The organism is Chryseobacterium daecheongense, assembly GCA_027920525.1.
GTDB classification, from domain to species: domain Bacteria; phylum Bacteroidota; class Bacteroidia; order Flavobacteriales; family Weeksellaceae; genus Chryseobacterium; species Chryseobacterium proteolyticum.
In genome coordinates this window covers 1,423,131-1,439,423 of sequence record CP115858.1, presented here as the reverse complement: position 1 = coordinate 1,439,423, position 16,293 = coordinate 1,423,131, and the positions used below count along the sequence as shown (strand labels likewise).

The following is a 16,293-nucleotide window of genomic DNA, read 5'->3' as shown; positions in this document are numbered from 1 at the left end:
TATTAGCGTAAAATGTAATAATGAGTGATAAGTAAGTACAGATTACAGGAATACAGAAAACAAAACTTTATGAGAAAAAGAATAATATTATACATATCATTGTTTGTAGCAGGATTTTCATATGCACAAACAAGCACGGAAAACTATATACAAAGTGCAACCTGTTTAGATGCGGATTGTATCAAGAAATTCGAAACAGTACAGTATCTTGACTATTTGGGAAGACCAAAACAGATTGTGGGCATAAAAGCTACACCTACAGGAAAGGATTTGGTAACACCCATTGTATACGATGAATTGGGAAAGCAAACCAGAAGCTATCTTCCGGTTCCACAATTGTCTACTACTAATGGAAATATTTATCCTCAAAGTGCGGGAATGGTTCCTTATCCGGTAGCGGATGCTACCAATTTTTATGGAGGTGAAAAAACATATACAGAGAAGACCCTTGAAAAGTCTCCCTTGGAAAGGGTTTTTGATCAAAGACAGGTAGGAAATGCATGGAATAATAAGCCAATTACTTTCGGATATGATATAAATAGCTTAGCCGACCATGTCAAACAGTATGAAGTGGTAACGACCTGGGATCTAACCGAAAAATTATACAAGAATGAACTGAAATATACCGTTTCTGAATATGCTGTTGGGAAATTAATGAAAAATACGGTGACAGATCAGGATGGAAACAAGACCATAGAATTTAAAGACGGTTCTGGACAAACGGTATTGATAAGAAAGGTAATAAATGCGTCACAAAATGCCGATACCTACTATCTTTACAATGACTACAAGCAACTTGTCTATGTTATCCCACCAATGGCCTCTGCAGGAACTCTTAATGAAACCGTTGTAAACAATTTTTGTTACCAATATAAATATGACAGTAAAGGTAGGCAGGTTGAAAAGAAGCTTCCAGGAAAAGGCTGGGAATATTTTATTTACGACAAACAGAATAGACTCATAATGACCCAGGATGCCAAAATGGGAGATTCCAGGCAATGGTTTTTTTCAAAATATGACCAGTTTGGAAGAATCGCTTATACTGGAATTTATACATCAACGCAAGCCTACGGAACAGCAGGAAGAGTTGCTGAACAGGCATTGGTAGATGCTAAAGGGAATAATAATGTAGTAAGAATGGCTTCTGTAGGATTTATTGTAGGTGGCCGTGGAGTGTATTATAGTAATAATAACACAAGTTATCCCAATTCAATCAATGTACTTTTGAGTATTAGCTATTATGATACCTATCCGGTATATAGTTTTAATCCAACTTTTCCAACTGATATTTTAGGAAGTTCTGTAATTACGGATAATTCTACGGGAAATTCTATAAGTACTAAAGGCCTTCCAGTAATGACACTGGTTAAAAATATAGAAGATGATAACTGGACTAGTGGCTATAACTTCTATGACAATAAAGGAAGGATTATAGGGACTTATTCAGTCAACCATTTAGGTGGATATACGAAAACAGAATCAGAACTTGATTTTACAGGGTTAGCAAAACAAACCAAGGTTTACCACAAAAGACTGGCAACAGATGTTGAAAAGGTAATTACCCAGACCTTTACCTATGACAATCAAAACAGGTTATTGGTCAATAAACACAAAGTAGATAGTAACCCAGAAGAAATTCTGACACAGAATGATTACAATGAATTATCTCAATTAAGAAGCAAAAAAGTAGGTGGAACAAGCATTGCATCGCCACTTCAAATTATTAATTATACGTATAACATCCAGGGATGGCTGACCAAGATCAATGATCCTGCAAATCTTAACGGTAAGCTCTTTGGGTACGAAATGAGGTATAACAATCCTGTTAACACCAACATTGCACCAGGAAGGTTTAACGGAAACATCGCGGAAGTAGATTGGAAAAATGCTTCAGAAGATATATTAAAAAGATACAACTATGAGTATGATAATCTGGACAGGTTAAAAAAAGCTCTCTATAATGAGCCCATTACAGGAAATGAAGGTAAGTATGACGAATATCTTACCTATGACCTGAATGGAAATATAAACAACCTTAAACGTACAGCTGTTCCCGTATCACAACTTACTCCTACGGTAGTTGATAATCTTGATTACCAATATACAGGAAATCGTTTGGATAAAGTGATTGAAAATTCAATGAATGACACCGGTTATGAGGGTGGAAATAATCCCATTGATTATGACCTTAACGGTAATATGATCAATATGAAGGATAAAGGAATTAATACAATTGCCTATAATTATCTTAATTTACCAGATTCATATTCAATTACTCAGAATGATCCCTTTTCCGGAGTTGTTAATTTTGGATTAAACTATTTATATCGTGCTGATGGAGTAAAGATTCGTAAGACGAATACGAGAGGTGGAGGGAAAGGTAAGCCTACAACAAAAAATATAATTGATTATTTGGATGGTTTCCAATACAGTTATTATGAATCTTCCACTTGCTTATGGTGTAAAACCAGTGTGGCATTTGAACAGGAAGCATTTAAAGATGGAGATCCTGTTTTAGAACCAGTACCATTGGATCCACAATGGATTCTTGATTTTGTTCCAACTGCTGAAGGGTATTACAGTTTTAAAGAAAACCGCTATATTTACCAGTACAAAGATCACCTGGGAAATGCCAGGGTGAGCTATGCTAAAAACAGCGCAGGTGCTCTTGAAATTACCGATACCAATAACTATTATGCATTTGGGATGAATCATATTGGACAAGGAAAAGGTCTTTTAGGGGGATATAATAATTATAAATATAATGGGAAGGAAATCCAGGAAACAGGATTCTATGATTATGGAGCACGGTTCTATATGCCAGACTTAGGAAGATGGGGAGTTATAGATGCTATGTCTGAAAAATATAGAAGACACAGTCCCTATAATTATGCTGTAAATAATCCTATAATGTTTATTGATCCGGATGGAAATGACGTAACAACTTATACAGGAGAAGCTGCACGACAGATGTTTTCAGCATATAAAGCAAGCATGTCCCTAAGCTCTGAATTGGGAAATAATTATTTTACTGGGTTTAATTTCAGCCAATTTGGAAATGGAGATAATAATCCTCCTGATGATCATTTTAATCAATTTGGAAAGTTTTTATATACGGATAATAAAAAAACAAATAATATTGTTATTGATTTTCAAAACCCTATTACAGGGGCCCTAAATACAGCTCCTTGGCTATCTGTAGAATTAAAAGATTATATTTTTGATAAAAATAATTTTTCTATTATTATGAATATAGCAAAATATTATGCAAAAGCGGCTGGTGTAGATTTAGCAAACCTCAGAAATGGAGAATTTTCAGGTTCTGTATGGAATGGTCAGAAGTGGGAAGGTGGACAACCTATTTTAAAAAGTGGAACATTTAATACTTTTAATGGTGGAACATATTCTTATAAGGGAGTCTTAAGTACAATAAAACATGATAGAACAATTAACTTTACTGTTACTAATGGGCATTTAAATGGCTATTTAAATGATAAATATAATTTAATAAGTACTCTAGAACATGAGGGTGGTAAGGTTAGCCATTTAACTGTAAACATGCAATCTCCTATTGATGACTCAGATGTTGCTCAAAGAAATGAGCACTTAATTTTGTACAAAAATCAAATTAATTCTCCTACATTTAAGAAAACTACTCTCGATTATCAAAAATTAATATTAAGTAACTATAAAGATGTTAAAAATGGAGCAACTGGCAATTAAAAATTTTATATATCTATTCATTCTTTCTCTTATATCATGTAAGCAAGAAGAAAAAAAAATTGAAACACGAATTCATTATCAATATGTTGTTTACAAGGCGAATAAAAATAATCATTTAGATCTATATCTAGAGAATTTCCTTTATTTATCAAATAATAGCAGAGATACTATTAAAATAAAATTGCAGGATATTATAGATTCGTACAAAGTTATTTATAAAAAAGATACTTTAAATCTTCAATTTTCTGACGATCAAGATATTTTTATTTTACCCAATAGTTCAATAGATGTAAATTGTATAACAAATTTGAAACAAAAGGTTTCAAAATATCCTGAAGAACAACAGGCTGATAGTTTAGAATTTAATATATATAATATAAATGATAATAAACCATTGAAAAGAACTGTGGATTATGAAATACGAAATACTAAAAACTTTATGATCTTTAAGGATGCTTCAGAACAAAGTGATTCTGCAAAAAACACTTTGTAATAGATAATCTTCCCCAGCTTGCTTTCTACCGCTGGCGCGAGCGTCTCGCTCGTGTCGATAGACAAAAACAAACCCTCCCAATTTGCGAGGGTTTTGTGTTATAATGAGTAATATTTTTAATTTTGAGTGCTTGAATAAGCCATTTACAATAGAATGCAGATGTTTTTTATTTTCGGATCAAGTTTTTTGATGTCGCTAAAACGGTTGAGCATTGCCGGATCTTTAAAGATGTTTATTTCCTCAGTTTCTCCTAGAAGATAACTGATAGTAATTCCTAAAATCTTAGCAATATTTTGGCTACTCCAATAGAAGGATAAGGAAGCTTTTTGCCATTGAATTTACTAATGCCATATTTTTTCTATATTTAGGAGAAGTATATAGTAAATACAAAATGCTCGTAAACTCAATGCCCCATGCTGGCGCGAGCGTCACGCTCGTGCCAGAATAAAGATTAACAATCTATATATAAATCCGAGAAGATACACTTTCTCGGATTTATATTTTTAGTATTTAAGATTAATGGGCCTGAAAGTAGCTTTGTAACATAAATATACAAATGGAAATATGGTAATGAAAGAAACTACTGTAATGACGACCAGAAAATTCTGGAAATAGATTTAAATTTGTGATGTGAATGGCAACGAGCGTGACGCTCGCGCCAGCGGAGGCAAGCTCTTTTACAAATGAAGCTGTTGCAGAATCAGTTATTAGATCGACAATAAGAAGTAATCGAGCTGCAATTAAATCGTGGTTAAATTCGGGAGCTACGACCAATCTTAGATTAGAATATAATAGAGTGAATAATATAGGTCGAGGAATAATGAGAAGTACTGGTGTTGTTAATGATTTGAGTAATGCTAGAATAATTCTTAAAGCAAATGGAAATGGTAATTATTTTATATTAACAGCATTCCCACAATAAAATAAAAAAATAATAAAGAATATGGACTTTAAAAAAAAATTTCCAAATTTATATCAGTTTTTTGGAGCATACTTTCCAGATGCAGATTTCGATGATTTAACTGATGAAGAAGTTGTTGAAAATTATATTACAGATTGTAATAAATCGGAAGTGTCAATAAAGACTTTAGGTAAAGTAAAAGAAGAATTACTTATTCTCATTGAGAACATTGACTCTTACTGGCAAGAAGTTGGAGATGAAGCTAATCGTTATTTTGAAAACTCTAATGATGCTTTAGAATGGTTAATGATGATAAAAAAAGAATTGAATGGCTAATTTTGACTTTTATCACTAACGAATAAATAGATCCGAGAAGGTATACTTTCTCGGATTTTTATTTTAGTATTTAAAAGACTGAAAGTATTTTTTTGTGGAATCTTATAATTGAAATTTAATACTACAAAAAATTACCATAAAGATGATCAGGGAATTTTGGTAGTACGTTTAAATTTGTAATGTATGAATGGGCAATGAGCGTGGCGCTCGCGCCAGCGAGGGAGTTGTTGGCGCTATAGCCTTGAAGCAACCCGTATAGAGATTTTTCTACAGGATTTGATAAGGGTAAGATACTAGAAGCCATGAAAAGTTATGATAAAATACATTTCAACACAACTGGCTTTGGCAAAGTTAATTTTTCCAGATTTAATCCAAAGGCCCCCTGCTGGCGCGAGCGTCTCGCTCGTGTCGTTAGACAAAAACAATATTTTTAATTTTGAGTGCTTAAATAAGCCACCAATAATAGAATGCAGATGTTTTTTATTTTCGGAATCAAGTTTTGATGTCGCTAAAACGGCTGAGCATTGCCGGATCTTTAAAGATGTTTATTTCTCAGTTTCTCCTAGAAGATAACTGATAGTAATTCCTAAAATCTTAGCAATATTTTTGGCTACTTCCATAGAAGGATAAGGAAGCTTTTTGCCATTGAATTTACTAATGCCATATTTTTTCTATATTTAGGAGAAGTATATAGTAAATACAAAATGCTCGTAAACTCAATACCTCCGGATGGGGGCATGTTATATAAAGAAACCGATATGGCTCAGTTTTTTCCTGAGCCTTTCAATGCAATAACTGCTGTATTTTTTTTAGCCATAGCCATTTTCTGGACCATTAAATTGAAGGGTCGTTTTAAAGAATATCCTTTTTTAACCTACTGTTTAGTTTTATTGTACATTGGTGCCATAGGCGGAACTGTTTACCATTCTTTCAGGCAATGGCCGATATTTATCATGATGGATTGGATGCCCATTATGCTGCTGTGTCTGTCTGCCGGATTTTATTTTATAGCAAAGAGCACCAGATGGTACTATGCAGTTGTAATGGTTATTGTCTATGTGATCCTTATGTTAGGTTTGAGAAATTGGATTTTGGTCGATAACGTTGCTCTCTTTATCAATATCAATTATGCGATCATGGCTTCATTTGTGCTTTTCTCGGTAGTAAGGTACTTGATGTATACAAAGTGGAAAGCCGGAAAATGGGTGGGTTTTGCTTTATTGTCGTTTGTTTTCGCACTTATTTTCCGTATCGTTGATCAGTGGGGATGGTTGAGTTTCGGAACCCACTTTTTATGGCATACTTTCGGAGCGGCAGCCACATTTTGCATGTTTAATTATATTTATCTTACGCAGAATACAATGAGAAAAAAATAAAGAGTTTACATTTTCTTTGAATTCTAATTCATTCATAAGTGTGTTTAAACTTAACCACAAAATCACAAAAGTTTTATCATTTAAACCTCTTCGGTTTGTGGTTTAATAAAAATTTAAACATTTTTTTGTGAAATTCACAGTGTGATTCTTTTACGTTTGCAAGAAAGATGATTTACTTATATTTGTCGCAAAGCAAATTTAAATGTTCAAAAAAGTAAGCGCTGTATTTATTCTTGGCTTTTATACGGTTTTTTGTTCGGCCCAACAGGTTCGACCTTCCCAATCATCTGAAATTTACCGTGAACTCAAAACACTTAAACAGCTGCCTAAAGTTTTATACCTTGCGGCTCATCCCGATGATGAAAATACAGGATTGCTTTCCTGGCTAATCAACGATCAGAATGTTGAAACGGGCTATCTGTCTTTGACAAGAGGTGATGGTGGGCAGAATCTATTAGGGACAGAGCAGGGAGCTGCATTGGGTTTAATCAGAACGCATGAGCTTTTGGAGGCAAGAAAGTTAGACGGCGCCCAACAGTTTTTTACCCGTGCGATTGATTTCGGGTTTTCTAAAAATACGACCGATACTTTCAAACAATGGGATGAAAAGAGTATTATAGCGGATGTTGTTTGGGTGATCCGTCAATTCCGTCCGGATGTTATTATTTGTCGATTTCCTCCAACTGCAGCAGCAGGCCACGGACAACATGCGGCTTCGGCCGTGGTTGCGGAAAAAGCCTTCAGGCTGGCAGGTGATAAAACTGCTTTTCCGGATCAATTAAAATATGTGAATGTATGGCAACCTAAACGCGTATTGTGGAATACTTTCCGGTTTGGTGGGGTTAATACAACCGCTGAAAATCAACTGAAAGTTACCGTTGGGCAATATGATCCGCAGCTGGGAATGGGCTATGGTGAACTGGCAGGATTAAGCAGAAGCCTACATAAAAGCCAGGGAGCAGGAACACAGTCTGTAGCCGGAATCAAAACTGAATATTTTTCTCATGTTATCGGAGAGCCTGCAAAAGCAACACTTTTTGACGGAGTCGTTAAAACCTGGACCTCAAAAGGAAACGCTGACATTGACCGGGCATTAGATCAAATTATTTCCACCTTCAATTTCAATAATCCTGACCTGAGTTTACCCGCTTTGCTTGCCTTACGAAAAAAAGTTATGGCAGTTCAGGATGCAGACCTGAAAAAGGATAAAATAAAATCTCTCGACCATATCATTCTGAGCTGTGCCGGATTTATGGGCGAGGTGGTGACGAATCAGGCTGAAGCCGTAGCCGGGGACCATTATAATTTCAGGTTAAATCTGATTTCAAGAGCTGCTGATCCTGTTGTTTTAGAAAATGTACAATGGTTACATCAATCAGAAAGCTTCAATAGAAAACTGTCAAAAGATTCTTTAATTACCATTCAGCATGACATTCAGATTCCTGCAGATGCGGCACTTACAGAACCTTACTGGTTGGCAAAACCTCCCGCCAACGCAGCAACTTTCTCTGTTCCGAATGATACTTTAATTGGTTTGCCTGAGGCGGAGTCATCCCTGAATGTGTTGCTTGGTTTAAAAATAGGCTCGGAAAAGTTTCGGGTTAAACTTCCTTTATCTTTTAAGAAATTAGATCCGGTACGTGGGGATGTGGTCGAAGGCCTGCGTATTGTTCCAGCATTGGAACTGAAATTTATACAACCCCTGTATGTGGTTAAAGAAAATGAAGATTTGCATTTGAGTTTAAATGTTAAGGTGAATTCCAGCAAAGACTTCAATAAAGGTATTCTCAATCTCATGCATAACGGAGAGCGAGTAGGGGGCGCGGATATTAGTTCGCTCAATGGAAAAGATACTACCATCGATTATGTTATTCCAAAAACGAAACTGGCTTCAATTAATTCATCCCGCTTGCAACTGGAAGCCAATTTTGTTGCAGATGGAGTTACCTATAATAAAAAGCAGATATTAATTCAGTATCCGCATTTACCTTCCTTACAATATTTTGCACCTGCCACTGTAACCGTTATGAAAGGTGACATTCAGGCGAAGGTTAAAAAAGTGGGGTATATAGAAGGTGCAGGTGATTTCATTCCTGACTTTCTACGCATTGCAGGTATCCAGGTAGACGTCCTGAAAGATGAAGATTTTTATGGCAATATAGATGAGTCTGCCGGAAACGGGAGTCAGAGCAAGCTGTCGCAATACGATGCCATCGTACTTGGGGTTCGCGCTAATAACACAGAGAAAAAACTGGGTCGCTGGATGCCTTTTCTATGGTCTTACGTAAAAAAGGGTGGTAATCTGGTGATGCAGTATAACACCAACCAGGATACAACCGTTGATAAATTGGGGATATACAATTTCAGTATTTCCAATAAACGGGTTACCGAAGAAAATGCTGCGGTTACGTTTTTAAACCCTGATCATAAATTACTGAACTTTCCAAACAAAATTACTCCTGATGATTTTAAAGGCTGGGTGCAGGAACGTGGTGCCTATTTCCCTGCACAATGGGATGCAGCGTATGAACCGCTTTTTGAAATGCACGATACCGATGAAGAGCCTCTTCAGGGATCTACTTTATATGCCCAATACGGTAAGGGTAATTTTATCTATACGCCGTTGGCATTTTTCAGACAGCTACCTTCAGGAAATGTGGGGGCGGCACGTTTATTTTTTAATTTTTTAAGTGCACAGAAAAACTGATGAACAAACAACTTAAAAACTGGAATATCTGGTACATACTATTAGCAGTAGCATTAGTATTCCAGATCGCATTTTATTATTGGTTTACTAAATTCTGGGCATGAGTAATATAGATTGGACAGTTCTCATTTTTACACTGGTTGCAGTGGTGGTTTACGGCGTATTCATCGGCCGGGGCCAAAAAAACAACGAATCCTACCTGAAGGCAGATAATAAAATGCCGTGGTACATTGTGCTGATAGGTATTATGGCTACGCAGGCTAGTGCCATTACATTTCTTTCAGCACCGGGCCAGGCGTATACGGACGGTATGCGTTTCGTTCAGTATTATTTTGGTTTGCCTTTGGCGATGATCGTTATCTGTATTACCTTCATCCCTATTTTTCAGCGCCTGAATGTGTATACGGCCTATGAATATTTAGAAAACCGTTTTGATAAGAAAACAAGGGTACTCACTTCATTGCTTTTTCTTTTTTCCAGGGGTTTGTCAACAGGAATCAGCATTTACGCGCCAAGTATCATCTTATCAAGCGTTTTAAACTGGAATATTTATTTGACCAATGTTTTAACGGGCGGCATTCTGTTGATTTATACCTATGTTGGCGGTGCAAAAGCGATCGCTCACACGCAAAAATTGCAGTTTCTCATTATTTTGGGAACAATGGCTTTTGCAGGGTACCTGCTTATCGAGAATATGCCGAACGGAATTGGTTTTAAGGATGCGCTGTATCTGGCGGGGAAATCAGGCAAGCTCAATGTCATTACCACAGAATTCGACTGGAAAGACAAATACAATATCTGGAGTGGATTGATTGGCGGTTTTTTCCTGGCACTTTCTTACTTCGGGACGGACCAGAGTCAGGTCGGCAGATATATTACGGCCAAAGACAATACCAATGCAAAAATGGGTTTGCTGTTGAACGGATTGGTTAAAATTCCGATGCAGTTTGCCATTCTCCTGATCGGTGCCCTGCTTTTCGCGTTCTTTTCTCTGAAACCGGCTCCGATTTATTTTAATGAACGTTCTTATCAGTATTTAAAGGAGACAAAACCTGAGCAGGCTGCGGTTTTTGAAAAAGAACATCAGGATTTACAAATAAAATTTAACGCAGAATCAAAAAAAATTTTAAAGCTAAAAGAAACTCATTCTCCCCGGCTCAACAAAACAATTCAGGATTTTAAAAATACACAAACTGAGGTAAAAGCATTGCACGGAAGGGTAGAGGAAGCAATTAATAAATCAAATTATAATGCAGAGAAAACGGATACGAATTACATTTTCCTGTATTTCGTAAAAAATAACCTGCCTGTAGGAATGATCGGTTTACTGTTTGCCGTCATTTTTCTGGCAAGCTGGGGGTCCATTTCAGCAGCACTGAATTCCCTTGCCGCCTGCTCATTAAAGGATGTTCATCTGATATTCAGAAAAGATATTCCTGATGAGAAAACCGAATTGAAATACAGTCGCCTGCACACTTTGGCCTGGGGCATTTTCTCCATCGGGGTAGCCATGTTTGCCACGCAAATGGGTTCGCTTATCGAAGCGGTGAATGTATTGGGTTCCCTTTTTTACGGTCCGATATTAGGGATTTTTCTGGTTGCATTTTATTATAAGAAAATCAACGGCGCGAATGTATTTATTTCTGCCATTGTATCAGAAATTACGGTAATTGCCGTTTACCAGTTGGATATCATTTCTTTCCTCTGGCTTAATGTAATCGGCGCAGCGGCAGTCGTTATATTTTCTGCAATTGGTTTAGTGTTTTATAAGCCGAAAGATGTAAATTCGTAAACAACAAATAAACAAACAAATTATTATGAAAACAATGATTAAATCTGTTACTGTAGTTTTTGCTGCAATGACGCTTTCAGTAAATGCTTTTGCACAGGACACTAAAAAGCCTGCCAGCCCTCCGGCTACTGCTACGGGAAAAATTAAAGATGCCACCATTACCATAAACTATAGTAGCCCTTCTGTTAAAGGGCGTACCATCTGGGGTGGTTTGGAAGCTTACGATAAAGTTTGGCGTGCGGGAGCTAATGAAGCAACTACTTTTGAAACGGATAAAAATATTACTGTTCAGGGTAAACCGCTGCCTGCAGGGAAATACAGCTTCTTCCTGATTCCTAAAGAAAGTGGAACATGGACTGCAATTTTCAACAAAGAGCCGAAACAATGGGGTGCTTACAAATACGAACAGGCAAAAGATGCTTTACGTGTTGATGTAAAAACAAAAGCTTTACCGGCAACACAGGAAAATTTAGTGTATAAAATCAACAGTAATGGATTCACAATGGATTGGGATAAAATCTCAGTTCCTGTGGAGATCAAATAAATTGAGATACAAGAAAAAAAATCCCGGATCATCCGGGATTTTTTTATTTACAATTTTGATATTGTATCAAGCGCTGCAATATACAGTACCCCGATTTTTCTACAGAAATTAAGAAGTATGGGGGCATTAAAAATCATGATTACTTTTGGAAACAATGAATCTGTATAATATCATCATTAAATTCAGAAGCAATGAGAGAAACATCAGTATAAGAAAACATCCTTTCATATGCGTAGCAAATGATGATATTGATATCAATTTGCCGTTAATATCAGGATATTGAATAAGTACACTAATGATCATACTATTTTCTAACCAATCGAAAATTCCAGCCAGTAACGGAAGAAAAGCAATAAACCGGAACCAGCTATTCCATAATCTGTTTTTGATAAGTAATCGCACGGTAAGAAGGGTAAATACTGTCACATAAAAGAAAATAAACGGGACATCTGCATATAGCTCAAGAGACAGATAGGAATGTCTTCCTTCATGACCGAGTTTCTGCATTAAATATTCGGCATATTCCGTAGAATATCCACTGAACATGGTGTCCAAAAGCTGGGTAGTGCCAAGGTGCGCCTGCAGACCCGGAATAAGAAAAAAAGACATTATTCCGAATAGTATACCCATTGGTACTATAAATAACCATATATTGATCTTAAGACATAAGTTTTCAAATTTTTGTTTCATTTTATTTTTTTATTTGATTGGACAATATTTTATCTTTTCACAATAATTACCATATAATTATTATCTTTGACAAAGGTATAATGATGGTTTAATGAATAAAATAGTAAAAAATGACCATTTTTCAGCGACAGAAAATCTACTCTCGGAGACAATTTTTAATCAGGCATTTAAAGGTGAGCTTGATCCTAAAATGTCATTGGAAAAATATAGGCATGTGGCGTTTATCTTTTCAGTACTCCAGAATTCTACTGCGGTTCTAGTAGATTTAAAATTCAAAAAAAATTATGTGTACCATGGAGGCTTATCCGTGTATCTCGGAATTGCTGATGAGCAGACCGGCGAGGTAACCAGCTCTGTTCAAAATGACAACATTTTAAAACTTATTCATCCGGAGGATCTTACGATGAAGCATCTTACAGAACTCAGATTATTTCATTTCCTTAAGAATAAAACGCCTGTAGAACGCCTGAATTATCATATTATTCTTATCATCAGGATCTTAAATAAAGACGGGAAGTACATTCCTGTAGAACTGAAGATATTTTATGCTTCATCAACAGACAGTATTCAGCTTGTTTTATATCAGTATAGTTTTAGTAGTAGTATTGAACAGGCTCCTGCTGCTGTAATTATCGATTCCTCAAATGGGCAGATCATTCCCAATACAGCTTTTAATACAAAAAAAATTCTCACCAGAAGAGAAATAGAAATTTTAAAAGAAATTGCTGTTGGCAAGCCAAGTAAAGAAATTTCACAAAAACTTTTTATAAGTAAAAATACCGTAGACCGGCACAGGCAGAATATTATGGAAAAGCTGCGGGTAAAGAGTGCTATTGAAGCCTGCTATATTGCCGGTATGATGGGGATTATCTAGACTCTTCACTAAATTAACCCGAGCAAAAAAGCTATAGTGAGCCAAATAGAAAAGCAAATTTGAGCCGAATAGAAAACCAACAAAGTAAAATTGATCCTAATTTTGCTGTTGTAAATCATAACACATGGAGAGTAATGAACAGCCACAGGTATTCTTTTATTGTACGGATCATAATTATTCATCGATAGAATCTTTTATGACCGAACATAAAATATGGCATATACAGAGCGGATATATATTATTTTATGAAAATGGTAAAACCTATCGGGCAGATGCCGGACAGACCATCCTGCTACGTAGAAACCAACTTGTAAAGGCTTCCCTGATGAATGGTGAAAATGGTGAGCAATTTCAGATGCTAAAGATAATGCTGACCCGTGATTTTTTGAATAAGCTGATTAAAGAGGATCCATCATTTGTTTTGTGCGGGTCAGAGTGTTCACTAGAATATCCTGATAGTTTTCTTGTTACAGATCATGAGCTTATGTCCGTGTTTTTTACCTCACTAAAGATTTATATCAATGCGGGGCAGAATTCTCAGGGTCTTTTAAGTACAACAAAGTCCAAAGAAATTTTTTTGCTGCTTGAAATGTTGTGGCCTGGTATTAAAAACAGCCTTTTTGATTTTTCTGAGCCTGGGAAAATTGATCTGGAAGAGTTTATGAAGAAAAACTATAGTTATAACGTTACCTTAGAACGTTTTGCATATCTTTCAGGACGCAGCCTGGCCGCTTTCAAAAGGGATTTTAAAAAAATACACAGTTTGTCTCCACATAAATGGCTGATGAAAATGCGCCTGGAAGAAGCCAGACGTCTTATTATTGAAGAAAACCAGACACCTTCATCTGTTTATCTGTTTGTAGGCTTTGAGAATCTGTCTCATTTTTCTACAGCTTTTAAAAAATACTACGGCTTCAACCCTTCATCTGAAAAGGTTTATCAGTGAGTTTGATCTGTCAACGTCTATTATACTTAATAAATTATAAATTACAATGAGAAAAGTACTTATTACGGGCGCTAATAAAGGCCTCGGTTTTGAGCTGGCCAAATATCTGCTTCAGAAAGATTATTTTGTATATCTGGGATGCCGGAATACTGAAATGGGGAAGAATGCTGTTCGAGAATTAAAAAATTCAGGATTTGAAAACTGTATGCTGCTGGAAATCGATATATCGAAAGAAGAATCAGTGAATAGGGCGGCTAATGAATTTGGAAAATATAGTGATGTTCTTGATATTCTGATCAATAATGCAGGTATTCTCGGAAAAAGAAAGAGTGAGGATAATCCATTGTCAATTTCTGATGTAAGGGAAGTTTTTGAAACCAACTTTTTTGGTACGATTGCCGTTACAGAAGCATTTCTGCCTTTTCTGAAAAAATCATCTCTTCCAGTTATCGAGAATATTACCAGTGATCTTTCTTCCCTTACAATGCATCAGGATCCGGATTGGTTGCTTTACAATGCAAAATCGATAAGTTATGGCCCTTCAAAAACAGCTTTAAATGCCTATACTGTTGCGCTGGCATATGAATATAAAGACTTAGGGTTTAAGATCAATTGTGTTACTCCGGGGTGGACTTCCACCGACTTCAATGGTAACAGCGGAGGAAAATCTCCAGCTGAAAACTGTATCAACCTTGCAAAATATGCAATGCTTGATGAGAATGGCCCAACAGGAAAATTTTTTGGTGAAGAAGGCGAACTTCCATGGTAGATGAGGTTTAATAAGAAGATGGGAAAAACATTATTCAAATCTGGTATTATCAGTTTCTTCAGCTAGATTCTCTGTTGATATTTGAAGATTAAACCTGCTTTCAGAGAATTTAGTAATCTGAAAGCAGGTTTGGAAATTACTGTTTAAGTTTATCAAATCTAAATTTTTTATATCAGCTGCATCTGATCAGTAAAAATTATCCAGCTTTCGGATCTATATCCAGCAGTCTCAATTACATTATAATACAGCCTCTGACCATTCCTCAGCCATCTTTTCAACATAATCTACAAAATTGTCAACATCTTGTATTGTGTAAAAAGTGTATTCAGGCTGATCTTCAAGAGGATCAACATTCTCAAACCAATGATCATGTGCAAATAAAAGTACCTTCCCTGAATTCTTTTCATACATTGTCATATTGCCATTAGCTTCAAGGGCAAAGCAAATGAAGTCATTATATTGTATCGGTTGTTTGTGTTCTTCTTCACAAAGATTTTCATAATATTCTTCCCATTCGCCGATTCCCGTTATGCAGGCAGATTTTAAGAATAAATAGTCCTGATTATTAGTAAGGGATGGTTCCGGCTGATGATAAGACTCTACAATACCGCCTATCTCTTCAAGTAATAATTCATGTTCTTTTGCTAACATAAAGTTATCCGTATAATCTGACTCAATTTTGGTTAACCAGCCACAGCTTTTATTATACTTATTGGTCCATGAGAACAATCGGTAGGGATGATTATTTACACTAAATTCCAGCTTTCTGGCCTTTTGAATAAGTTGAGATAATTTAGGGAATTTTGATGTAAAATTTTCGGAAAGATTCAGAACTGATTCTATATCATAAAATGTAACAAGATCATTTGGTCTCATAAACCAATTGATGTCTTTTTTAAATGTTTCAAAGTCTAAATTCATTTTGATTTCTAGTTGAAAATTGAATAGACTGTAAATATAAGGAAGAAGTAATAATTGAGTCAGAGACATTGCAATTTAAGGATATGATTTCGAAGGCAGATCTTCATTCTTCAAGTCTGATATTATAATAAGAAATAACTCTATCAAATTGAATATCTTTATGATAATACACTTAATAATGAAAAAGTCTTGGTAATGTCATATAATGTTATTAGCTTTAT

Annotated in this window: 12 protein-coding genes; 10 read left to right on the top strand and 2 right to left on the bottom strand. The window is 35.8% G+C overall.

The window, feature by feature from the left end; translation table 11 throughout:
• The first annotated feature begins 69 nt into the window (after positions 1-69).
• The 7 genes from PFY10_06305 to PFY10_06275 all read left to right on the top strand — a co-directional run bounded on the left by PFY10_06305 (position 70) and on the right by PFY10_06275 (position 11,872).
• Complete coding sequence (locus tag PFY10_06305) at positions 70-3,723, top strand: DUF6443 domain-containing protein (protein WBV58051.1); 3,654 nt, start codon at positions 70-72, stop codon at positions 3,721-3,723.
• Positions 3,704-4,216 (top strand): hypothetical protein, encoded by a 513-nt coding sequence (locus tag PFY10_06300; GenBank protein ID WBV58050.1) that lies wholly within the window; start codon positions 3,704-3,706, stop codon positions 4,214-4,216. The genes PFY10_06305 and PFY10_06300 overlap by 20 nt, the downstream gene beginning before the upstream one ends.
• 943 nt (positions 4,217-5,159) lie before the next feature.
• A complete protein-coding gene (locus tag PFY10_06295; protein ID WBV58049.1) occupies positions 5,160-5,453 on the top strand; it encodes a hypothetical protein in 294 nt (97 codons plus the stop codon).
• Positions 5,454-6,190: 737 nt separating this feature from the next.
• Positions 6,191-6,829 (top strand): hypothetical protein, encoded by a 639-nt coding sequence (locus PFY10_06290; GenBank protein WBV58048.1) that lies wholly within the window; start codon positions 6,191-6,193, stop codon positions 6,827-6,829.
• A gap of 202 nt (positions 6,830-7,031) precedes the next feature.
• Complete coding sequence (locus tag PFY10_06285) at positions 7,032-9,536, top strand: PIG-L family deacetylase (GenBank protein WBV58047.1); 2,505 nt, start codon at positions 7,032-7,034, stop codon at positions 9,534-9,536.
• 100 nt (positions 9,537-9,636) lie between these two features.
• Entirely contained in the window at positions 9,637-11,328 is a 1,692-nt protein-coding gene (locus tag PFY10_06280; protein WBV58046.1) for a sodium:solute symporter, read from the top strand.
• Between the two features lie 25 nt (positions 11,329-11,353).
• Complete coding sequence (locus PFY10_06275; protein WBV58045.1) at positions 11,354-11,872, top strand: DUF2911 domain-containing protein; 519 nt, start codon at positions 11,354-11,356, stop codon at positions 11,870-11,872.
• Between the two features lie 126 nt (positions 11,873-11,998).
• Here the strand turns inward: PFY10_06275 and PFY10_06270 are convergent, their stop codons facing one another.
• Positions 11,999-12,562, bottom strand: a complete 564-nt coding sequence (locus PFY10_06270) for a hypothetical protein (GenBank protein ID WBV58044.1) — start codon at positions 12,560-12,562, stop codon at positions 11,999-12,001.
• 91 nt (positions 12,563-12,653) lie between these two features.
• On the opposite strand from PFY10_06270, the gene PFY10_06265 reads away from it, so the two are divergent.
• The 3 genes from PFY10_06265 (at position 12,654) to PFY10_06255 (ending at position 15,151) form a co-directional block, all read left to right on the top strand.
• A complete protein-coding gene (locus PFY10_06265) occupies positions 12,654-13,436 on the top strand; it encodes a helix-turn-helix transcriptional regulator (GenBank protein ID WBV58043.1) in 783 nt (260 codons plus the stop codon).
• A 124-nt stretch (positions 13,437-13,560) separates the two neighbouring features.
• Positions 13,561-14,382, top strand: coding sequence for an AraC family transcriptional regulator (locus PFY10_06260; GenBank protein ID WBV58042.1), 822 nt, complete (start codon positions 13,561-13,563; stop codon positions 14,380-14,382).
• Positions 14,383-14,428: 46 nt separating this feature from the next.
• The gene (locus tag PFY10_06255; GenBank protein ID WBV58041.1) at positions 14,429-15,151 is read left to right on the top strand and encodes an SDR family NAD(P)-dependent oxidoreductase; all 723 of its coding nucleotides are present in this window, start codon (positions 14,429-14,431) and stop codon (positions 15,149-15,151) included.
• Between the two features lie 237 nt (positions 15,152-15,388).
• Here the strand turns inward: PFY10_06255 and PFY10_06250 are convergent, their stop codons facing one another.
• The gene (locus PFY10_06250; protein ID WBV58040.1) at positions 15,389-16,072 is read right to left on the bottom strand and encodes a hypothetical protein; all 684 of its coding nucleotides are present in this window, start codon (positions 16,070-16,072) and stop codon (positions 15,389-15,391) included.
• Positions 16,073-16,293 lie beyond the last annotated feature (221 nt).